Source organism: Amnibacterium sp., from assembly GCF_036559085.1.
GTDB lineage: Bacteria > Actinomycetota > Actinomycetes > Actinomycetales > Microbacteriaceae > Amnibacterium.
On the sequence record NZ_DATBTU010000044.1, the window covers coordinates 36,073 to 56,424 of the forward strand.

Annotated in this window: 16 protein-coding genes; 8 read left to right on the plus strand and 8 right to left on the minus strand. The window is 74.0% G+C overall.

Annotated elements, in window-relative coordinates; all coding sequences use genetic code 11:
• Positions 1-44: 44 nt before the first annotated feature.
• Together VIG76_RS07870 and VIG76_RS07875 are read left to right on the plus strand one after the other, a co-directional pair.
• Entirely contained in the window at positions 45-2,141 is a 2,097-nt protein-coding gene (locus VIG76_RS07870) for an alpha-galactosidase (RefSeq protein ID WP_331952854.1), read from the plus strand.
• Positions 2,138-5,017 (plus strand): glycoside hydrolase family 2 TIM barrel-domain containing protein, encoded by a 2,880-nt coding sequence (locus tag VIG76_RS07875; protein ID WP_331952856.1) that lies wholly within the window; start codon positions 2,138-2,140, stop codon positions 5,015-5,017. The genes VIG76_RS07870 and VIG76_RS07875 overlap by 4 nt, the downstream gene beginning before the upstream one ends.
• A 53-nt stretch (positions 5,018-5,070) precedes the next feature.
• Here VIG76_RS07875 and VIG76_RS07880 read toward each other — a convergent pair whose 3' ends face one another.
• The gene (locus tag VIG76_RS07880; protein ID WP_331952858.1) at positions 5,071-6,390 is read right to left on the minus strand and encodes a glycosyltransferase; all 1,320 of its coding nucleotides are present in this window, start codon (positions 6,388-6,390) and stop codon (positions 5,071-5,073) included.
• Positions 6,391-6,513: 123 nt separating this feature from the next.
• Here VIG76_RS07880 and VIG76_RS07885 point away from each other — a divergent pair, with 123 nt between their 5' ends.
• The 4 genes from VIG76_RS07885 to VIG76_RS07900 all read left to right on the plus strand — a co-directional run bounded on the left by VIG76_RS07885 (position 6,514) and on the right by VIG76_RS07900 (position 10,764).
• Positions 6,514-7,626, plus strand: coding sequence for a GuaB3 family IMP dehydrogenase-related protein (locus VIG76_RS07885; protein WP_331952999.1), 1,113 nt, complete (start codon positions 6,514-6,516; stop codon positions 7,624-7,626).
• A 175-nt stretch (positions 7,627-7,801) separates the two neighbouring features.
• Positions 7,802-9,460, plus strand: a complete 1,659-nt coding sequence (locus VIG76_RS07890) for a glycerol-3-phosphate dehydrogenase/oxidase (protein ID WP_331953001.1) — start codon at positions 7,802-7,804, stop codon at positions 9,458-9,460.
• Entirely contained in the window at positions 9,457-10,299 is an 843-nt protein-coding gene (locus VIG76_RS07895) for an SURF1 family cytochrome oxidase biogenesis protein (protein ID WP_331952860.1), read from the plus strand. Before VIG76_RS07890 ends, VIG76_RS07895 begins: the two co-directional genes overlap by 4 nt.
• 12 nt (positions 10,300-10,311) lie before the next feature.
• Positions 10,312-10,764, plus strand: a complete 453-nt coding sequence (locus VIG76_RS07900) for a DUF3817 domain-containing protein (protein WP_331952862.1) — start codon at positions 10,312-10,314, stop codon at positions 10,762-10,764.
• 16 nt (positions 10,765-10,780) lie between these two features.
• Here the strand turns inward: VIG76_RS07900 and VIG76_RS07905 are convergent, their stop codons facing one another.
• The 4 genes from VIG76_RS07905 to VIG76_RS07920 are packed head-to-tail and all read right to left on the minus strand — an operon-like array spanning position 10,781 to position 14,656.
• Positions 10,781-11,626, minus strand: coding sequence for a PfkB family carbohydrate kinase (locus VIG76_RS07905; RefSeq protein WP_331952864.1), 846 nt, complete (start codon positions 11,624-11,626; stop codon positions 10,781-10,783).
• Entirely contained in the window at positions 11,623-12,615 is a 993-nt protein-coding gene (locus VIG76_RS07910) for an ADP-ribosylglycohydrolase family protein (RefSeq protein WP_331952866.1), read from the minus strand. The genes VIG76_RS07905 and VIG76_RS07910 overlap by 4 nt, the downstream gene beginning before the upstream one ends.
• Complete coding sequence (locus VIG76_RS07915) at positions 12,612-13,157, minus strand: cysteine hydrolase family protein (protein ID WP_331952868.1); 546 nt, start codon at positions 13,155-13,157, stop codon at positions 12,612-12,614. Before VIG76_RS07915 ends, VIG76_RS07910 begins: the two co-directional genes overlap by 4 nt.
• Entirely contained in the window at positions 13,154-14,656 is a 1,503-nt protein-coding gene (locus tag VIG76_RS07920) for a purine-cytosine permease family protein (RefSeq protein ID WP_331952870.1), read from the minus strand. The genes VIG76_RS07915 and VIG76_RS07920 overlap by 4 nt, the downstream gene beginning before the upstream one ends.
• An 88-nt stretch (positions 14,657-14,744) precedes the next feature.
• Between VIG76_RS07920 and guaA the strand changes: the two genes are divergently transcribed.
• Positions 14,745-16,376, plus strand: a complete 1,632-nt coding sequence (guaA, locus tag VIG76_RS07925) for a glutamine-hydrolyzing GMP synthase (RefSeq protein WP_331952872.1) — start codon at positions 14,745-14,747, stop codon at positions 16,374-16,376.
• Positions 16,377-16,457: 81 nt separating this feature from the next.
• On the opposite strand, the gene VIG76_RS07930 is transcribed toward guaA, so the two are convergent.
• From VIG76_RS07930 to VIG76_RS07940, 3 genes are all read right to left on the minus strand, one after another.
• Positions 16,458-17,690, minus strand: a complete 1,233-nt coding sequence (locus VIG76_RS07930; RefSeq protein ID WP_331953003.1) for a GAF domain-containing protein — start codon at positions 17,688-17,690, stop codon at positions 16,458-16,460.
• A 252-nt stretch (positions 17,691-17,942) separates the two neighbouring features.
• Complete coding sequence (locus VIG76_RS07935; RefSeq protein ID WP_331952874.1) at positions 17,943-18,719, minus strand: Bax inhibitor-1/YccA family protein; 777 nt, start codon at positions 18,717-18,719, stop codon at positions 17,943-17,945.
• A gap of 58 nt (positions 18,720-18,777) precedes the next feature.
• Positions 18,778-19,335: a hypothetical protein gene (locus VIG76_RS07940; protein WP_331952876.1), complete on the minus strand. Its 558-nt coding sequence runs from the start codon at positions 19,333-19,335 to the stop codon at positions 18,778-18,780.
• A 66-nt stretch (positions 19,336-19,401) separates the two neighbouring features.
• On the opposite strand from VIG76_RS07940, the gene VIG76_RS07945 reads away from it, so the two are divergent.
• A complete protein-coding gene (locus VIG76_RS07945; RefSeq protein ID WP_331952878.1) occupies positions 19,402-20,346 on the plus strand; it encodes a glycerophosphodiester phosphodiesterase family protein in 945 nt (314 codons plus the stop codon).
• Positions 20,347-20,352: the final 6 nt, after the last annotated feature.

The window sequence follows — 20,352 nt, forward strand, 5'->3', positions numbered from 1 at the left end:
CCGCAGCCGTGCGCCCCATCCGTCGCGCCCTCGAGGAGGCAGCCTTGTCCGCTCTGCATCGACTCTCGAACGGCGGCGTCGCGCTGCTCGTCGACACGACCGGCGACGATCCCGCCGTCGTGCACTGGGGCGCCGACCTCGGCGTTCTCGACCTCGACCCGGCGCTGCTGCTGCCCGCCGTGCCGCACTCGATGTTCGACGACCCGGTGCGCCCCAGCGTGCTGCCGCAGCTCGCGCGCGGCTGGCGCGGCCGTCCCGCCGTGCGCGGCAGTCGGGCGGGCCGGGACTTCTCGCCCCGCTTCTCCCTCGTGTCCGCCGACGGCGACGGCACCTCGCTCGCGATCCGCATGACGGACGGGGATGCCGGCCTCGACGCCGAGACGTCGCTCACCCTGACCCCGTCCGGGCTGCTCCTCATCGAGCAGGCCGTGACGAACCGCGGCGACGGCGACTACGTGCTCGAGCGCTTCGACGCGGTGCTGCCGGTGCCGGCGCGCGCCGTCGAGTCCCTCGACACCACCGGCCGCTGGGCCCGGGAGAAGCATCCGCAGCGGCGTGACATCCAGCAGGGCACCTGGGTGCGCAGCGGCCGCCACGGCCGAACCGGTCACGACGCACCCGTCGTGATGGCCGCCGGCACGGCCGGATTCGGCTGGCGCACCGGCGAGGTCTGGGCCCTGCACCTCGGCTGGAGCGGCGACCACGAGAGCTTCGTGGAGCGCCTCGGCAGCGGCGACACCGTGCTCGGTGCCGGCGAGCTGCTGCAGCCCGGCGAGGTCGTGCTGGCCCCCGGCGAGACCTATCGCGCGCCGACGGTGTACGCCGCCTGGTCGCCCGCCGGCCTCGACGGGGTGAGCGCCCGTTTCCACGAGTGGATGCGCGCCCGGCCGACGCATCCGTCCACTCCGCGGCCCGTGGTCCTGAACACGTGGGAGGCCGTCTACTTCGCCCACGACCTCGACACACTGAAGGAGCTCGCCGACACGGCCGCGGAGCTGGGCGTCGAACGGTTCGTGCTCGACGACGGCTGGTTCAAGGGCCGCAGGCACGACCGCGCCGGCCTCGGCGACTGGCTCGTCGACGAGACCGTGTGGCCCGGGGGCCTCACGCCGCTCATCGAGCACGTCAAGAGCCGCGGCATGCAGTTCGGCCTGTGGGTCGAGCCGGAGATGATCAACGAGGACTCCGACCTGGCCCGCGACCATCCCGACTGGATCTCCGGTCCCGGCGACCGCACCCCGATCGACTGGCGCTACCAGCAGGTCGTCGACCTCGCGAACCCCGAGGCCTGGCAGCACATCCTCGACGCCCTCGACGCGATCCTCACCGAGAACGCGATCGACTACCTGAAGTGGGACCAGAACCGGGACCAGCTCGAGCTCGGGCACGACGGCGCCGCATCCGCCCACGAGCAGACGGTCGCCGCGTACCGCCTCTTCGACGAGCTGCGGCGCCGGCACCCGGACGTCGAGATCGAGAGCTGCTCCTCCGGGGGCGCCAGGGTCGATCTCGGGATCCTCGCTCGCACGGACCGGATCTGGACCTCCGACACGAACGACGCCCTCGAGCGGCAGACCATCCAGCGCTGGACGGAGCTGCTCGTGCCGCCCGAGCTCGTCGGCGCCCACGTCGGGCCGACGCTCTCGCACAGCACCGGCCGGGTGCACGACATCGGCTTCCGGGCGATCGCCGCGATGTTCGGCCACTTCGGCATCGAGTGGGACGTGCGGCAGGCCGACCCCGACGACCGCGCCCGGCTCGCCGACGCCATCCGCGTCTACAAGGCGCAGCGGGAGCTCATCACCACGGGACGGATGGTGCGCTGGGACTCCCCGGACCCGTCGCTCCAGGTGACCGGCGTCGTCGCCCAGGACGGCTCGAGGGCCCTCTACTCCGTCGCCACGCTCGCGACGAGCGCGAACGAGGTGCCGGTGCCGGTGCGCTTCGAGGGGCTCGACCCCGACCGCGCCTACCGCGTCGAGCTCGCGCTGCCGCTCGGCCCGCACGCCGTCAACGAGCGCAGCGGCGTGGCCTGGCTCGAGGCGGCGCCGGTGCTCCCGGGCCGCGTCCTCACCGAGCTCGGGCTGCCGATGCCCGTGCTGAACCCGGAGCAGGCGCTCCTCATCACCCTCACCGCATGAACCCCGGAGGAACCGTGCCGGACCCCACCCTCATCGTCGGCGACGGCGCCCTGCCGCCGCGCGCCCGCTTCGCCACCGACGCCCCCGTCCTCTCGCTCAACGGTGAGTGGCGCTTCCACCTGTCCCCGACCGTCGCGGATGCGCCGGACGGGGTCGGCGACCCCGCCTTCGACGACGCCGGCTGGGGGGCGATCGAGGTGCCGTCGAGCTGGCCCATGGCCGGGCACGGCGCCCCGGCGTACACGAACACGGTCTTCCCGTTCCCGGTCGACCCGCCGCATCCGCCCGACGAGAACCCGGTCGGCGACTTCCGCCGCCGCTTCTCCTGGGACGGCGGCACGGCGATCCTGCGCCTCGACGGGGTCGACAACGCGGGCGAGGTCTGGCTGAACGGCCGCCGCCTCGGCAGCACCCGCGGCAGCCGGCTCGTGCACGAGTTCGACGCGACGGACGCGCTCATCGCGGGGGAGAACCTGCTCGTGCTGCGGGTCACGCAGTGGTCCGCGACGAGCTACCTCGAGGACCAGGACATGTGGTGGCTGCCCGGGGTCTTCCGGGACGTGACCCTGCAGGCCGCTCCGGCCGGCGGCATCACCGACGTGGTCGTGCACGCGGGCTGGTCCGACGGTGCGGGGGTGCTGCGGGTCGACGTCGACACCCGCGACGGCGCGACCGCGACCGTCGCCGTGCCGGCGCTCGGGCTCGACGGCCTCGAGATCGGCATGGAGCACCGGATCGACGGGGCACGCCCGTGGACCGCCGAGACCCCCGACCTCCTCGACGTGGTCGTCGCGACGGGCGCCGAGACCGCGACCGTCCGGGTGGGGTTCCGCACGATCACCATCGAGGACGCGCAGCTCAAGGTGAACGGGCAGCGCATCCGCTTCCGGGGCGTGAACCGGCACGAGCACCACCCCGACCTCGGCCGCGTCATCCCGCCCGAGGTCGTGCGCGCGGAGCTGCTGCTCATGAAGCAGCACAACGTGAACGCGATCCGGACGTCGCACTACCCGCCCCACCCGGACCTGCCGGGCCTCGCCGACGAGCTGGGCTTCTACCTGATCGACGAGTGCGACCTCGAGACGCACGGGTTCATCCACGTCGGCTGGCGCGGCAACCCGAGTGACGACCCGTCGTGGGAGCCGGCCTACGTCGACCGGATGACCCGCACGGTCGCGCGCGACCGCAATCACCCGAGCGTCATCCTCTGGTCGCTCGGCAACGAGGCCGGCACCGGCCGGAACCTCGAGGCATCGGCCCGGGTGGCCCACGAGCTCGACCCGTCGCGGCCGGTGCACTACGAGGGGGACTGGTCGAGCACCTACGTCGACGTCTACTCGCGGATGTACGCGCATCCCGACGAGGTGGATGCGATCGGACGCCAGGCCGAGGAGCCGCTCGCGGACGCGGCGGCGGACGCGCACCGCCGCTCGCTGCCGTTCCTGCAGTGCGAGTACATCCATGCCATGGGCAACGGACCCGGCGGGATCGACGAGTACGAGGCGAGCTTCCGGCGCTACCCGCGGACGCAGGGCGGGTTCGTCTGGGAGTGGCTCGAGCACGGCATCCGCCGCTCGACGCCCGACGGCCGCACCTGGTTCGCGTACGGCGGCGACTTCGGCGAGCCCCTGCACGACGGCAACTTCGTCGCGGACGGCCTCGTCGACGCCGACCGCACGCCGCGGCCCGGCCTCGAAGACCTGAAGAAGGCCTACGAGCCCGTCTACCTCACCGTCACCGACGGCCGCGCGTCGGTCGAGGTCGAGAACGCCTTCGACTTCCTCGGCCTCGGCAGCCTCGGCGGCCTCGCGCTCGAGTGGCGCGTCGAGGGCGCGGACGGCGGCACGCTGCCGCTGCCCGAGGTCGCGCCGCACACCACCGCCGTCGTGCCGCTGCCCGACGCGGCTCGCGCGGACGGGGTCCTCACGGTCCGCCTCGTGCTCGCCGAGCCCACTGCGTGGGCCGAGGCCGGCCACGAGCTCGCCTGGGCCCAGGCCGGGGCCCTCCCCGTGCCGGCGGCGCCCGTGCCGTCCGCGGCGCCGGTCACCGAGGGTCGGGTGCTCACGCTCGGCCCCGGGACCTTCGACGCAGCCACCGGCCGGCTCGTCACGCTCGGCGGGGTGCCCCTGCCCGGCCCGGAGCTCGCCCTCTGGCGTGCGCCCACCGACAACGACATCGGCCACGCGAACGAGCGGAAGGACCGGCCGTCGGATGCGGAGGGCTGGGCGAAGGAGGGCCTGCACCGGCTGCGCCGCCGTCTCGTCGCGCTGACGACGACGGACACGGGGCTCGAGGTCGTCACACGGGTGGGTCCCGCCGCGGTCGACGCGCACGTGCTCGTCACCGAGCGGTGGACCTCCGACGGCTCCTCGCTCGGGCTCGACGTCGTCGTGGAGCCGCAGGGCGAGTGGCCGTACGGCTGGGCCCGCGTCGGCCTCGAGCTCCTGCTGCCGTTCGCACCGGACGGCATCGTCTGGGACGGCTTCGGCCCCGGACAGCGCTATCCCGACACCGGTGGATCGCAGCGCCTCGGCTCGTGGCACGTCGACGACGTGCTCGAGCTGCACACCGACTACGTGCGGCCGCAGGAGAACGGGTCGCGTGCGGGTGTCACCCGGCTCGAGGTCGGTGCGCCCGGCGCCGGCTTCACCGTGACGGGCGACGGCTTCAGCTTCACGGCCAGTCCGTGGACGTCCGCCGAGCTCGACGCGGCGACGCATCCGATCGAGCTGCCGGATGCGGCGGCCCGCTGCCGGCTGACGCTCGACCTCGCCGAGCACGGCATCGGCACCGCGGCCTGCGGGCCGGGCGTGCTGCCGCCGTACCGGCTCGACGCGCGCACGGTCACCGGACGGCTGGCCTTCACCCCGCGCTGACGATCTGCAGGACCGCCGGCCGTGTGCAGGACGGCCCGCGGTCCTGCGGATCCTCAGCGTCGGCGGGCCGTCAGCGGCGCCGGCGGGGCGGTCTGCTTCGTGGCGATGAGCTCGTCGACGAGCGCGGCGAGATCCCGGATCGGGTCGGTGGCGGCGATCGCCGAGGCGATCCTGGTCGCCGCACGGCGATGGGACGAGTCGGCCCGCACGGTCCGCACCGCGGCGCGGATCGCCGCCGGATCGGGACGTTGCTGCTTCAGGTCGACGCCGACGCCCGCCCAGGCGACCCGCGCGTTCACCTCGGCCTTGTCCTCGGTGGTCCCCGAGACGACGAGCGGGACGCCCCAGCGCAGGGCGTGGTGCACCGTGCCGAACCCGCCGCTCGTCACGACGACGCTCGACGCGGCGAGCAGGTGCTCGTACGGCAGGAACCGCTCGACGAACGCGTTCGCGGGCAGCGGTCCGCCGTACGCGGCGGCGATCGTCTCGGGCGGCGGTCCGCCGGTCGTCGCGACGACCCGAACCGGCTCGTCCGCGAGCGCACGGATCGTCGGCACGATCAGCTCAGTCGGGTCCGCGTTCGCGTAGGTGCCCTGCGTGACGTGCACGATCGGGGTGCGGTCGCCGTAGTCCCACCAGGCGGGCAGCACACCGAGCGGCGGCGGGGGCAGCGGACCGACGAAGCGGACCTTCGGCGACAGGTCGCGGTGCGGGTACTCGAACTGCGGCACGGACAGCTGCGCGAACGCGTCGGGGCTGAGCGCGATGTCGAACAGCGACCCGCGCACGGTCGCCCCCGTGAGGCGGCGCACCTCGGCCGCGAACCGGCGGCGCACGCCCCCGAGCACGCCCACATCCGTCCCGAACCGCAGCAGGCCGTTCCGGATGGTGTTCAGCGGCTCGTCGATCGGCGGCATGCCGAGCCCGTAGGGCGCGGTGTCGGGACTCGAGAAGGGCAGCGGGAAGAACCCGACCGACAGCACCGCGGGACGCTCGGCCCGCGGCAGCAGCCCGATGATCGAGGACCCGACGAACAGCGGCTCGCTGATCACGGCGTCGATGCCGAGCGATGCGCTGAGGCTGAGCACGGTGCGGTGGTCCACCTCGATCGGATCGAGGAAGAGCCGCTCGAGCAGGCGGGCGATCTCCTTCGGCCCGCTGCGGTTGCCGGCCGGGCGTACGGCGGCGGGCGGCGCCTCGTCGTCGTAGGGGAGGCGGGCGAACCGGGCGCCTGCCGCCTCGATCCGCTCCGAGAACTCGCTGCCGGTCAGGAAGGTGACCTCGTCGCCGCGCGCGACCAGCGCCCGTGCGATCTGCAGGAGCGGGAGCACGAAGCCCGCCTGCCGAGCGCTGGTGATGAGGATCCTGGCCACGGCACCACTCTCGCGATCTCGGGGGCGGATGGTGGGTGACGCGCCGTCCCGTACCCCGCCGTCCCGCGCAGCGCCGTTCTCCGGAGGGGCCGTCGGTGCCGTCGCTAGGCTCGCGGCGTGAGCATGGACTTCGAGATCGGCCGCGCCAAGCGGGGCCGTCGCGTCTACGCGTTCGACGACGTCGCTGTGGTGCCCTCGCGGCGCACCAGGGACCCGGAGGACGTGTCCATCGCGTGGACGATCGACGCCTACCGCTTCGCCGTGCCGTTCCTCTCGGCGCCGATGGACTCGGTCACCTCGCCGGCGACCGCCATCGCGATCGGGCGAGCAGGGGGCCTCGGCGTGCTCGGGCTCGAGGGCCTCTGGACGCGCTACGAGGACCCGGAGCCGCAGCTCGCCGAGATCCGCGAGCTGCCGGCCGACACCGCGACCGCCCGGATGCAGGAGCTGTACCGGGCGCCGATCCGTGCCGACCTCATCACGCGGCGCATCGCCGACATCCGCTCCGCCGGCGTGCCCGTGGCGGCCGCCCTCTCGCCGCAGCGCACCCAGGAGTTCTCGAGCACCGTCCTCGAGGCGGGAGTCGACCTCTTCGTCATCCGCGGCACGACGGTGTCCGCCGAGCACGTCTCGAAGGCGAGGGAGCCCCTCGACCTCAAGCGGTTCATCTACGAGCTCGACGTGCCCGTCATCGTGGGCGGAGCCGCGACCTACACGGCGGCGCTGCACCTCATGCGCACCGGCGCGGCGGGCGTGCTCGTCGGCTTCGGCGGCGGCGCGGCCTCGACCACGAGAGCGGCCCTCGGCATCCACGCGCCGATGGCCACCGCGGTGGCCGACGTGGCGGGCGCGCGCCGCGACTACCTCGACGAGTCCGGCGGCCGCTACGTGCACGTCATCGCCGACGGGGGCCTCGGCAACTCCGGCGACATCGTGAAGGCGATCGCGATGGGGGCGGATGCCGTCATGCTCGGCACCACGCTCGCCCGGTCCACGGAAGCGCCGGGCGGGGGCTGGCACTGGGGCCTCGAGGCGCACCACGACCAGCTGCCCCGCGGGCGACGGGTGTGGGTGGGCCAGGCGGGCTCCCTCGACGAGGTGCTGTTCGGACCCGCGCACGTGCCCGACGGCACGGTCAACCTGGCCGGCGCGCTGCGCCGCGCGATGGCGACGACGGGCTACTCGGACCTCAAGGAGTTCCAGCGGATCGACGTGGTCGTCGCGCCCTACAGCTGAGGACCCCCGTCCGCTGAAGCCTGACCGAGGCTTCAGTCCGCGCGAGTACGCTCCGGCTCGGAAGGGAACTGCATCGATGACGACGATTCCGGCACCCACGACCCGCTCCCACCCCACCACGCCCACGGGCGCGGAGGGGCTCGGCCCTGCCCAGCGTGCGGCGGCGATCGCCGCGATGCGGGACCACGAGCTCGACATCCTCGTCGTGGGCGGGGGCATCGTCGGCGTGGGCTCCGCGCTCGACGCCGTGACCCGCGGCCTCTCGGTCGGCCTCGTGGAGGCGCGCGACTGGTCCGCCGGCACCTCGAGCCGCTCCTCGAAGCTCGTGCACGGCGGCATCCGCTACCTGGAGCAGCTGAACTTCGGCCTCGTGCGTGAGGCGCTCATCGAACGCGGCCTGCTGCTGCAGCGCATCGCCCCCCACCTCGTGAAGCCGGTGCGCTTCCTCTTCCCGCTCACCCACCACCTGTGGGAGCGGGCGTACATCGGCGCGGGCATGGCCATGTACGACGTCTTCAGCTGGTCCGGCGGCCGCCCGCCCGGCGTTCCGCACCACCGCCACCTCACCCGGCGGCAGCTCTACCAGGCCATCCCGTCGCTGAAGAAGGGCGCCATGGTCGGCGGCCTCACCTACTACGACGCGCAGGTCGACGACGCCCGCTACGGCGCATCCGTCGCCCGTACGGCCGCCCGCTACGGCGCCCACGTCGCCACCCGGGTGCGAGTCGAGCGCTTCCTCAAGGTCGGCGAGCGGGTCATCGGCGTCGAGGCGCACGACCTCGAGACCGGCGAGCGGTTCGAGATCAAGGCGAAGCAGGTCGTGAACGCCACGGGCGTCTGGACCGACGACACGCAGGCCCTCGTGGGGGAGCGCGGCCAGTTCCACGTCCGCGCGAGCAAGGGCGTGCACCTCGTCGTGCCGCGCGACCGCATCCAGTCGACGCTCGGGATGATCCTTCGCACGGAGAAGAGCGTGCTCTTCGTGATCCCGTGGGGCCGGCACTGGATCCTCGGAACCACGGACACGGACTGGCACCTCGACAAGGCTCACCCCGCCGCGACCGCCGCCGACATCGACTACATCCTCGACCACATCAACCGGGTGCTCGCGGTGCCGCTCACCCGCGACGACGTCGAGGGCGTCTACGCCGGCCTGCGCCCGCTGCTCGCCGGCGAGAGCGAGCAGACCAGCCAGCTGTCGCGAGAGCACATCGTCACCCACTCGGTGCCGGGCCTCGTCGTGATCGCGGGCGGCAAGTGGACGACGTACCGCGTCATGGCGAAGGACGCGATCGACGCCGCGGTGTCGGCGCTCGACGGACGCATCCCCGGCTCCGTCACCCAGGACATCGCGCTCGTCGGCGCCGAGGGCTACCAGGCCGCCTGGAACCAGCGGGTCGCCATCGCCGCCCGGCACGGCCTGCACCCGGCGCGGGTCGAGCACCTGCTGAACCGCTTCGGCACGATGGCGGAGGAGGTGCTCGCCCTCGTCGACGAGCGGCCCGAGCTCGGCGCGCCGGTGCCGGGGGCGGACGACTACCTCCAGGCAGAGCTCGTCTACGCCACGACCCACGAGGGCGCCCTGCACGTCGACGACGTGCTCGCCCGCCGCACCCGAATCTCCATCGAGGCGTGGGACCGCGGCGTCTCCGCGGCGCCGGTGACCGCCCGGCTGATGGCGGAGGTGCTCGGCTGGGACGACGAGCACGAGCGGCTCGAGGTGGAGACCTACCTCGAGCGGGTGCGGGCCGAGCGCGCCAGCCAGACCATGCCGGACGACGAGTCCGCCGACCGGGTGCGGCTCGAGGCGCCGGAGATCGCGCAGGCCGTGTGACGGAGGTCGTGCCCGGTGGCCCGGGCCGGCGCACGCTGCGGGAGGAGATGCTGCGGCCGCGCTCGCTCGGGCTGCTGCTGCTCGCGCTCGTGCTCGCGGCGACGTTCGCGGCGCTCGGGCAGTGGCAGCTCGGCCGCGCCGTGCAGTCCGGCACGGTGATCGTGCGGCCGACCGAGACCATGCAGCAGCTGTCCGCGGTCGCGACGCCGCAGGCGCAGCAGACGGACGCCTCGGTCGGGCAGCTGGTCACGACCACCGGCTCGTGGGTGCCACAGGACTTCCGCGTCGTCGGCGACCGGCTGAATCGGGGCGAGAAGGGGTGGTGGGTCGTCGGGCACGCCCTGGTGGACGATCCCGCGCGCGCGAGCCTCGCCGTCGGCCTCGGCTGGACGAGGGACGAGGCGGCGGCGCGGCAGGCCGCCGCGCGGCTCGCCGCCGACCCCCCGGCGGCCGGTGTGCTGAGCGGCCGCTACATCGACAGCGACCCGGCGGAGCCGTCGACGCCCGGGTCGCCGACGGCGCTGTCGGCGGTGTCGACCGCCCGCCTCGTGAACCTGTGGTCGCAGCCGTCCGTGCCCGTCTACGAGGGCGTGCTCACCCTGCGCTCCGCCCCGGCCGGCCTCACGACGATCTACTCGCCGCGGCCGGAGGAGCAGGTCGAGCTGAACCTCCTCAACGTCTTCTACGCCGTGGAGTGGGCGCTCTTCGCGGTCGCCGCCTTCTACGTCTGGTACCGGCTCGTGCGCGACCGCTGGGAGCTCGACGGCGCCCCGGCCGAGGACGACGACCGCGAGCCCGCGCGCGCGGAGGCGGGCAGAGGGCCTGCGGGACGCGCGTAGCATCGACTCCCGATGCCGACCCGACCGCTCCGCGTACCGCCGACCCGCGACTTCCCCACCATCCGGCGCGCTCTGCTCTTCTACAAGACGTTCGCGTACGCGACCGGCGTCGCGCTGCTGCTGCTCTGCGCCGAGATCATCGTGAAGTACGTCTTCGGGCTCGAGCTGCAGCTCGGCGGCCCGTACGGGTTCCTCGCGTTCGTGCCGACGAGCCAGATGCACGGCGTGAACCTCTCCGCGGGCATCCAGTACCTGCACGGGTACCTGTACCTGATCTACCTCATCAGCGACTTCGTGCTCATCACCGTGATGCGGTACCCGATCACCCGGTTCCTCGTCATCGCGGCCGGGGGCGTGGTGCCGTTCCTCTCCTTCATCACCGAGCGGCGCGTGCACAACGAGGTCGCCGCCTACCTCGCCGAGCGCGAGGCGAAGGAGCGCGAGCAGGCGACCACGCAGGTCTGACCCGGCTCCAGCGGGGTCAGCCGGCGACGAACGCCGCGGCGGCGGCGTTGGCCGCCTCGGCGGCGGACCGCGGATCCGCGCCGTCGGCCAGCGCCGCGAGGAACGTGCCGACGTGCGTGTCGCCCGCCCCGTTCGTGCTGGAGACCCGCACCGGCGGGGCCGGCAGGTGCACCGGAGCGGCCCGACCCGTCGCGAGCAGGCAGCCGTCGGCGCCGAGCCGAACCACCGCCCCGCGCCGGAATCGCGGGCCGAGGGCGGTGGCGGCGGCGAGCGGATCCTGCAGCCCCGTCGCGTCGGTCGCCTCGACGGCCGAGCCGCTCCACCAGTCGACCCGGTCGAGCAGGGCCGCCTCCGGCCGGGCGCCGACGTGGCCGGGGTCGAGCAGCACCGGCACGGCACGCGGCAGACCAGCGAGGAAGCGGGCGATGCTCGCGGAGCGCCCGGCGCCCCGGAGGCCGTAGCCGGAGACGTGCACGAGGTCGCCGGCGTCGACGCGGACGTCGTCGAGGGCCGGGTCGGCGAGCTCCGCACCGGGGAGGGTCACGAAGCCGCGCTCGCCGTCGGGGTGCACGAACGTGAGCACCGCCCCGGTGTCGTCGCCCTGCACGGGGCCGAGCAGCACGGGCACCCCGGCGTGGGCGAGCGCGGCGCGCACCGAGTCACCGAACGGGCCCGCCCCGATGCGCCCGGCGAACACCGCCTGCGCGCCCGCGGCCCTCGCGGCGAGTACGACCCGGAGGCCCCCACCGCCCGGCTCCGGGCCGCCGTCCGCGACGACCTCGCCGCCGGGCGGCGGAAGGGCGGGCACCCGCGCGACGACGTCGACCACGGCGTTGCCGAGGGTGACGACGCGGCCGGTCATCGCAGGGCCAGCAGGGCGTCGGCGTAGCGCTCGAGATCGAGCCCGTTGAACGTCAGCACCGTCTCGACGACGTCGGCGGGGAAGGCGTCGACACCGCCCACCGCGCCGCCGATGGCACCAGCCATCGCGGCGATCGTGTCGGTGTCGCCGCCGAGGCCGGCGGCCTCGCAGCACGCGGCCCAGGGGTCGTCCGGATGCAGCGCGAGCACCCCGAAGGCGCACGGCACCGACTCCTGCGTGGCGAGGCTCGTGCCGACGAGCGCGACGAGCTCGGGCACCACCCGGGCCGGGTCGCGGCGGGCGGCGCGCTCGAGCACCCAGGCGATACGGGCGCCGACGTCGGCGCCCGCCACCCACGATCCGCGGTGCGCCCCCTGCCGGGCGGCGCGGATCGCGAGCCCCATCGCCAGGTGCAGCGGCTGCCCGTCGACCGCGGCCGAGACGGCTGCGGCGACCGCCGCCGCCCCCGAGATGGCGACCGACGTCGCATGACTGACGAGGCATGCCTCCTCGACGCGGTCGAGCAGGGCGGTCAGGTCGCCGGGCGGCACCGCGATCCCGACGGGGGCGATGCGCATCGCGGCCCCGTTCGTCGTGCCGGTCCTGCCGGCGAGCGCGGGCGGCACGCCCTGCAGGACCGCTTGCACCGCCTTCCGCGTCGACGGGCCCAGCAGGTCGAGGGAGCCGCGCTCGCGCATCCGGTCCTCCCAGTCCGCGAGCCGTACGGCCAGCTTGCCGGGATCGATCCGGCCGCCGTCCTCGATCAGGAGGTCGGCGAGCAGCAGCGCCTGCTCGGTGTCGTCGGTGATCGACCCGGCGGGCAGCCCGGCGGAGATCGGGTTGTCGTCGGGCGCCGGCAGCAGGCCGGTGATGCGGCCGAAGGACGAGCGGATGCGCTCCCGCGAGAGGCCCTGGGTGGGCATCCCGAGCGCGTCGCCGACCGCCAGGCCGACGAGCGCCCCGAGCGCCCGGCCGCGGCGCGTGGTCATCGGGCCGCCGTCACCTCGTCCACGTCGGAGATGCGGATCAGCGGGGCGTACAGCGCCATCGCGGCGAGCGCCCGCTCGTGGTCGGCCTCGCTGAGCCCTGCGCAGGCGTCGGCGGGCACGACGACCGCCCGTCCGGCGTCGGCGGCGGCCAGCGCGGTGGACAGCACGCAGCAGTCGGTGGAGACGCCGGCGACCACGAGCTCGTCGGCGTCACCGACCGCGGCAGCGAGCCCCGGACCCCACTTGCCGAACGTCGGCGCCGAGACGACGGGGTCGGTGCCCGGGCCGAGGTCGCCGTCGATCGTCCAGATCGGGTCGTCCTCGGGCCGCAAGGCGAAGGGCCACTCCTCGTAGTACCGCACCCAGGCGCCGCTGGGCCGGGCCGGTGCCACGAAGCGCGTCCAGACCGTCGCCCCGGCGAAGGACGGCAGCAGCCGGCGCACGCCGGCGGCGGCGCGCGCGTAGTCGGGGGTGGCCCACGGGCTCGCGGGATCCGCGAACACGTGCTGCATGTCGACCACGACGAGCGCGGCGCGGGTCATGCGCGGGTCCGCGCCGCCTCCGGCGTCCGCTCCGTGTCCGGGGTCGCCTCCTGGCGTCGCACGGCCGAGCGGCTGAGCAGCAGCGTGCCGAGGAACCCGATGAGGAGGGCGACGATCACGCCGAGGTTCGCGTAGGCCCAGGGCCCGGTCCGGCCGCCGAGCCCGAGCGGGTCGAGCAGGAAGCCCTCCCAGTTGAGCCACGCCGGGACGCCGTACGTGTTCGTCACCAGGCCCCAGCCGAGCACCGTGCCCACCAGGACGAGCACGATCGGCACGGCCCGCACGTCGCCGTAGCGGCCGAGCCGGTCCTGCAGGTCGGCGTCGGAGTAGTCGCGGCGGCGGAGCGCGAAGTCCGCGAGGAACACCCCGCACCAGGCCGCGATCGGCACGCCGAGGGTGACGAGGAAGGCCTCGAACGGCGAGACGAAGTCGGGGGCGAAGAACGCGACGTAGATCGCGCCGATGATCATCACGACCCCGTCGATGCCGGCGGCCACGTAGCGGGGGATGGGGATGCCGGCCGACAGCAGGGCGAGGCCGGACGAGTAGATGTCGAGCACGGCGCCGCCCACGAGGCCGAGGATCGCGACGATCGCGAAGGGGATGAGGAACCACACCGGCAGGATCGTCGTGAGGGCGCCGATCGGGTCCGCCCCGATCGCCTTGCTCAGCTTCGGCGAGGATCCGGCGAGCAGCAGGCCGAAGACGACGAGGACGATCGGCGCGACCGAGCCGCCGAACGTCGTCCACCCGAAGACGCCGGCGCTGCGGGTCGAGCGCGGCAGGTAGCGCGAGTAGTCGGCGGCGGCGTTCACCCAGCCGAGGCCGAAGCCCGTCATGACGAACACGAGCGCCCCGATCACGGCCTGCGGGGACCCCGCGGCGACGGACCCGACCGCCGCAAGATCGATCTTCGGGGCGGTCAGGATGATGTAGATCACGGTGAGCACCGCGGTGATCCAGGTGATCCAGACCTGCAGCCGCATGATCAGGCCGAAGCCGGCGATGCCCGCGCCGACGATGAGGGCCGCGACGACGACGAGGGCGATGATCTTCGTGGCGACGCCCGAGCCGAGCCCGAGCTCGCCGAACACGGTGGCCGTGGCGAGCACCGCCAGCGCGGTGAGCGCCGTCTCCCATCCGACCGTCAGGATCCAGGAGATCACCGCGGGCACCCGGTTGCCGCGCACGCCGAATGCCGCCCGGCTCAGCACCATCGTGGGCGCGGAGCCGCGCTTGCCGGCCAGGGCGACGAAGCCGCAGAGGGCGAACGAGATCACGATGCCGATGACGCCGACGAGCGTCGCCTGCCAGAACGAGATGCCGAAGCCGAGGATGAAGCTGCCGTAGCCGAGGCCGAGCACGGAGACGTTGGCGGCGAACCAGGGCCAGAAGAGGTCGCGGGCGCGGCCGTGCCGCTCGGACTCCGCGATGGTGTTCAGGCCGTTCAGCTCGATGCCGCCACGCGGCGTGCCGGGCTGCGAGATGTCGGTGGTCACGGCGCTCCCTCGGGGTCGGTGGGCACCAGAGTATTGGTGCGGCCGCCCCCGCGGGGTCGCGGATGCGCGCCGCTCTAGACTTCCTGGAGTGACGGACGCCCCCCGACCGAATCCGACCTCGACCGGCGCCGATCCGGGAGCCGCGGAGAGCGCCGAGGCGCATCCGGTCCTCGTCGTGGACTTCGGCGCCCAGTACGCCCAGCTCATCGCCCGCCGCGTGCGCGAGGCCGGCGTCTACTCGGAGATCGTGTCCCACGACGTGACCGCGGCGGAGATCGCCCGCCGGGCCCCGGCCGGGATCGTGCTGTCCGGGGGCCCGTCGAGCGTCTACGAGCCGGGAGCACCGGCCCTCGACCCCGGCATCCTCGAGCTCGGGGTGCCGGTGCTCGGCATCTGCTACGGCTTCCAGGTGATGGCGCAGCAGCTCGGCGGCCGGGTCGCGCACACCGGGCGGCGCGAGTACGGCTCGACGCCCGTGCGGGTCGCGGACGGCGGCGGCGACGGGCTCCTCGGCGGCGTGCCGGCGGAGCAGACGGTCTGGATGAGCCACGGCGACTCGGTCGCGGAGGCGCCGGACGGCTTCCGCGTGCTCGCGAGCAGCGAGTCCACGCCGGTCGCCGCGTTCGCGAGCGACGAGCGTCGCCTCTACGGCGTGCAGTGGCACCCCGAGGTGAAGCACTCCGCCTACGGGCAGCGGGTGCTCGAGAACTTCCTGCACGACCGGGCGGGGATCGCCGCGGACTGGAACGCCGGCAACGTGATCGCCGAGCAGGTGGAGCGGATCCGCGCGCAGGTCGGCGACGCCCGGGTCATCTGCGGCCTGTCCGGCGGCGTCGACTCGGCGGTCGCGGCCGCGCTCGTGCAGCGCGCGGTCGGGGAGCGGCTCACCTGCGTGTTCGTGGACCACGGCCTGCTGCGGGAGGGCGAGGCCGAGCAGGTGGAGCGCGACTTCGTCGCCGCGACCGGCGTGCGCCTCGTCACGGTGGATGCGGCCGAGCGGTTCCTGGGGGAGCTCGACGGGGTGTCCGACCCGGAGACGAAGCGGAAGACGATCGGGCGCGAGTTCATCCGCGCGTTCGAGCGCGCCGCGGCCGACGTCGTCCAGGAGGCGGCCGAGGCGGGGGAGACGGTGCGCTTCCTCGTCCAGGGCACGCTCTACCCCGACGTCGTGGAGTCCGGCGGCGGCAGCGGCACCGCGAACATCAAGAGCCACCACAACGTCGGCGGCTTGCCGGAGGACCTGCAGTTCGAGCTCGTCGAGCCGCTGCGCACCCTGTTCAAGGACGAGGTGCGCGAGATCGGCCGGCAGCTGGGGCTGCCTGAGGCGATCGTCGGACGGCAGCCGTTCCCCGGCCCCGGGCTGGCGATCCGCATCGTCGGCGCCGTCACGTCGGACCGGCTCGCGACCCTCCGGCGGGCGGATGCGATCGTGCGCGAGGAGCTGTCGGCCGCGGGCCTCGACGACGAGATCTGGCAGTGCCCGGTGGTGCTGCTCGCGGATGTGCGGAGCGTCGGCGTGCAGGGCGACGGGCGCACGTACGGGCATCCGATCGTGCTGCGGCCGGTGTCGAGCGAGGACGCGATGACCGCGGACTGGACGCGGCTGCCCTACGACCTGCTCGCTCGGGTGTCGAACCGGATCACGAACGAGGTCGCGGGCGTGAACCGGGTGGTGCTCGATGTGACGAGCAAGCCCCCCGGAACGATCGAGTGGGAGTGACCGCCCGACGGGCGACTTCGGGCGGAATGGGCGTCCGATGACGCCCATTCGTGTCCGAATCCGCCCGTTGACCGCCGGCGCTCAGCGGGTCGAGGCGGGTGCGGTGAGCTCGGGCTGCGACGCCCACAGCTCGCGCTGCACGCGCAGGGCGAGCTGGTGCAGCACCGCACGATCCACGTCCTCGGCGCGCCTCGGCTCCGTGTCGAGCACGCACAGCGCCCCGACCCGGTAGCCGTCCGGCGACTCGATCGGTGCGCCGGCGTAGAAGCGGAACCCCGCGGCGACGAGGTCCGGATGCACCTCCGGGTCGAGCGCCAGGTCGCCGATCACGAGCACCTCGTCGCTGCGCACGGTGCGGTCGCAGAGCGTCCTGCCCCGCGGCTGCTCCAGCGGCAGCGCGCCGGGCAGCGCCGCCACGGGGCCGGCCACGGACTTCGCCCACCAGCGGTCGTGGTCGAGGAGCGAGACCGCGGCGGACGCCGTGCCGAACGTGGTCCGGGCCATCCGCACCAGGCGGTCGAAGCGTTCCTCCGGGGCCGAGTCGAGCAGCCCGAGCGCCTCGACGGCCGCTTGCCGTCCCTGCTCCGGGTCGGGTCGCTTCCGGACGGCGCGGGGGCCCTCCGGGGACCGCGCGGCGCGGGCGAGCCCCGGCACGAGTGCGGGCGCGATCATCTCGGCGAGCAGGGCGAAGGCCTCGGCCGACTGGTACCGCACCGTCTCGCCCCGCACGTCGTCGCGCTCGATGAAGGTCAGGCGCGGATCCGCCTCGCAGAGCGCCCGGGTGATCGCGTTGAGCCGGCGCGCGTGCCGATCGACCAGGTCGCCGAGCACCCCGGCGGTCAGCGCGGACCGGCGCAGGCTGTGGATGCCGAGGACGACGATCGGGGTCACGGGCGAGGTGGCCCGGGTGAGCTCGGCGAGCATCGCCGACATGGCCGACCGCCAGCGCCGCAGCGGCAGGAACGCGGCCGCGTCGGTCGCCCCGACGACGAGCACGACGCCGTCGTAGCGGTCGAGCCGCAGCGTGCCGAGAAGCGGCACCGCCGCCTCGATCGGGGTGCGGCGCCGCGCGACGAGGTCCACGTCGACGCCCCGGCCGGTGACCGCCACGAGCCGCCGGCCGACCTGGCCCGGCAGCGCCAGCTCCTGCGTGCGGACGCCGAAGCCGATCGCCGGCCCGTTGCCGAAGATCAGCACCCGATCCGGGTCGGGCCCCTGGGCGTGGTACTGCGGCGGGTCGACCGGATGCGGCACGGAGTCCAGCTCGGACTGCACCCGGCCGAGGAGCGCTCGGGCGATCGGACGCATGACCATGGCGAGCACGAAGGCTTCCTCCTGGGCGAGCGGCGGACGGGACCGGGCCACGGTAGATGGCGCTCCCCATCCGCCCCGTATTTCCTGGGCATCGGCGAGTCGGATCGATCAAAAGCGCCGCCCGGACGACAGAAGCGACGCAGCTGCGCCGTCGGCCGACCGTGCGGGCGCTTCACGAGTACGCGCACAGATGCGAGGAGGGTGCCCGTCCTGGTCGGACGGGCACCCTCCTTCGTGCGGTGGCGGTGCGGCCTAGCGGCGGCTCAGCAGCGCGAAGATGCGCAGGAACTCGACGTACAGCCACACGATCGTGACCATGAGGCCGAAGGCGCCGGTCCAGCCGTACTTCGCGGGGAGCCCGCGGCGCACGCCCTGCTGGATCTGGTCGAAGTCGAGCACCAGCGAGTAGGCGGCGAGCACGACGGCCAGCAGGCCGACGATGACGCCGAGCGGGATGCCGGCGACCTTCACGTCGCTCGAGAGACCGAACGGCGAGCTCGGGCCGGCGAAGAGCATGATGCCGGCCTCGATGAGGCGGAACACGAGGTAGCCGACCATCGCGATGAGGAAGATCTTGGTCGCGCGGGCGGAGGCGCGGATCTTGCCGCTCGCGAAGAGCGCGAGGGTCACGCCGACGGTCACGAGCGTCGCCAGCACGGCCTGGATGGCCACGCCGGGGTAGGCCCGCTCGAAGATCGCGGTGATGCCACCGATGAAGAGGCCCTCGAAGGCCGCGTAGCCGACGATCAGCGGCACGGACGGCTGCCGCTTGAACGTGTTCACCATCGCGAGCACGAAGCCGATGAGGGCGCCGACGATCGCGAGGCCGGGCACGAACCATCCGACGGCGCTCGTGGCGAGCAGCACCGCGAAGAGCACGACGGTCTTGACCGAGGTGTCCTCGTAGGTCATCCGGTTCGTCTCGGCCGGGGTCGCCGAGGGGCGCTCGTAGAGCTCCTCGAGCGTGGCCGCGCTGACCGGGGCGTTGTTGCGGAACGCCGGGTTGTTGGAGAGGGCGGGATTCGCCATGGTTCCTTCTGTTTCGAGAGGGCCGACGGGCGAGTTGCCCATCGGTGAACTGCTCATTTTACGGCGTGTCGGAGCTCATCGCGGGTGGCGGGCCTATGCGATCCCTATGGACCAGGCGGACGCGCAGCGCGTACTCGCGGGCGAGCCATGCGCCGGCCACGACGCCGACGACCACGGTCCAGAACGTCATCGTCTTGTCGGACACGTGGGAGAACAGGGATGCGAGCATCAGGCCGAGGCCGAGCGGCAGCACGAGCGTCCAGTAGGCCATGGGCGGCCTGCGGCGCACGAGCAACCAGCACGGCAGCACGAACGCCAGCAGCCACATCGTCTTCGGCCCGGTGATCGTGCACCAGCAGAAGATCAGCGACGGCACCGCCACCGCGGCGCGGGCGAGCGGGCGCCCCGGCTGCACGGCCCAGCCGGCGAGATGCACCGCCGATCCGAGCAGGCCGAGCGACAGGGTGACCGCCGTCGTCTGCGACACCAGCGCGGCCCCGGCGATGAGCAGCGCGACGCCGACGACGTACCGGCCGCGGTAGTCGCCCCAGGTCAGCGCCAACCGCGAGGTCGGCTCGGGCGCGGGGAGCCCCCTGAGCACGAACCGCGGCATCATCCGCACACGCTACAAGCCGCCCCGCGACTCACCCGGGAGGCGCGGGGCGGCATCTAGCCTGAGCGCATGACGCCGGTGTCGCCGCTCGTGATCGCGCATCGCGGCGCGTCCGGCTACCGGCCCGAGCACACCCTCGACGCGTTCCGGCTCGCCGTCGAGCAGGGCGCCGACGCGATCGAGGTCGACGTGGTCGCCTCGAAGGACGGCGAGCTCGTCGTGCGGCACGAGCCGGAGCTGTCCGGCACCACGGATGTCGCCTCGCGGCCCGAGTTCGCGTCCCGCCGGAGCGCGAAGGACGTCGACGGCCGCACGCTCCGAGGCTGGTTCGCCGAGGACTTCACCTGGGCCGAGCTCGCGACCCTCACCGCACGCGAGCGGCTGCCCCGGCTGCGGCCGGCGGGCGCCGCGTTCGACGGGCGCGACGGGCTGCTGAGGCTCTCCGACGCGCTCGCCGTCACGGCGGCCGCGCACATCCGGCTCGTGATCGAGCTGAAGCACGCGGCCCGTTCCGCCGCCCTCGGCCTCCCGCTCGACGAGCTGCTGCTGGCCGCGGTCGACCGGACGGATGCGCTGCCCGCCATCACCGTCGAGTCCTTCGAGCAGGGCGCGCTGCGCTCGCTCGCCGAGCGGCGCTTCGCGCATCCGCTCGTCCGGCTGCTCGGCGGCCAGCGCGTGGCGCCCGACGCGGTGGTCGGCTTCCGTGAAGAGCTGCGGGATCTCGGGCGCTTCGAGGGACTGGCCGGCATCAGCGTGCGCACGCCGCTCGTGCGATCGGAGCTCGTCGAGCGGGCCGCGGCCAGGGGCCTGGACGTGTGGACCTGGACCCTTCGACCGGAGAACTGCTTCCTGCCCGCCGGGTACTGGAGCGTCGGCGGTCCCGGCCGCTTCGGGCGTTACGCCGCCTACTGGCGGCGGCTCGCCGCATCCGGCATCGCAGGGGTCTTCGCCGACCACCCCGACCTCGCCAGGGCGGCGCTCGGCCGGGCAGAGCCCGTCGGTGCCCGCGCCTAACATCGA

Excerpts from the sequence above, each read along its gene's own strand:
- VIG76_RS07875 (WP_331952856.1), top strand. The coding sequence starts at position 2,138 with ATGAACCCCGGAGGAACCGTGCCGGACCCCACCCTCATCGTCGGCGAC.
- VIG76_RS07885 (WP_331952999.1), top strand. The coding sequence starts at position 6,514 with ATGGACTTCGAGATCGGCCGCGCCAAGCGGGGCCGTCGCGTCTACGCG.
- VIG76_RS07890 (WP_331953001.1), top strand. The coding sequence starts at position 7,802 with ATGCGGGACCACGAGCTCGACATCCTCGTCGTGGGCGGGGGCATCGTC.
- VIG76_RS07900 (WP_331952862.1), top strand. The coding sequence starts at position 10,312 with ATGCCGACCCGACCGCTCCGCGTACCGCCGACCCGCGACTTCCCCACC.
- VIG76_RS07905 (WP_331952864.1), bottom strand. The coding sequence starts at position 11,626 with ATGACCGGCCGCGTCGTCACCCTCGGCAACGCCGTGGTCGACGTCGTC.
- VIG76_RS07910 (WP_331952866.1), bottom strand. The coding sequence starts at position 12,615 with ATGACCACGCGCCGCGGCCGGGCGCTCGGGGCGCTCGTCGGCCTGGCG.
- VIG76_RS07915 (WP_331952868.1), bottom strand. The coding sequence starts at position 13,157 with ATGACCCGCGCCGCGCTCGTCGTGGTCGACATGCAGCACGTGTTCGCG.
- VIG76_RS07930 (WP_331953003.1), bottom strand. The coding sequence starts at position 17,690 with ATGGTCATGCGTCCGATCGCCCGAGCGCTCCTCGGCCGGGTGCAGTCC.
- VIG76_RS07935 (WP_331952874.1), bottom strand. The coding sequence starts at position 18,719 with ATGGCGAATCCCGCCCTCTCCAACAACCCGGCGTTCCGCAACAACGCC.
- VIG76_RS07940 (WP_331952876.1), bottom strand. The coding sequence starts at position 19,335 with ATGATGCCGCGGTTCGTGCTCAGGGGGCTCCCCGCGCCCGAGCCGACC.
- VIG76_RS07945 (WP_331952878.1), top strand. The coding sequence starts at position 19,402 with ATGACGCCGGTGTCGCCGCTCGTGATCGCGCATCGCGGCGCGTCCGGC.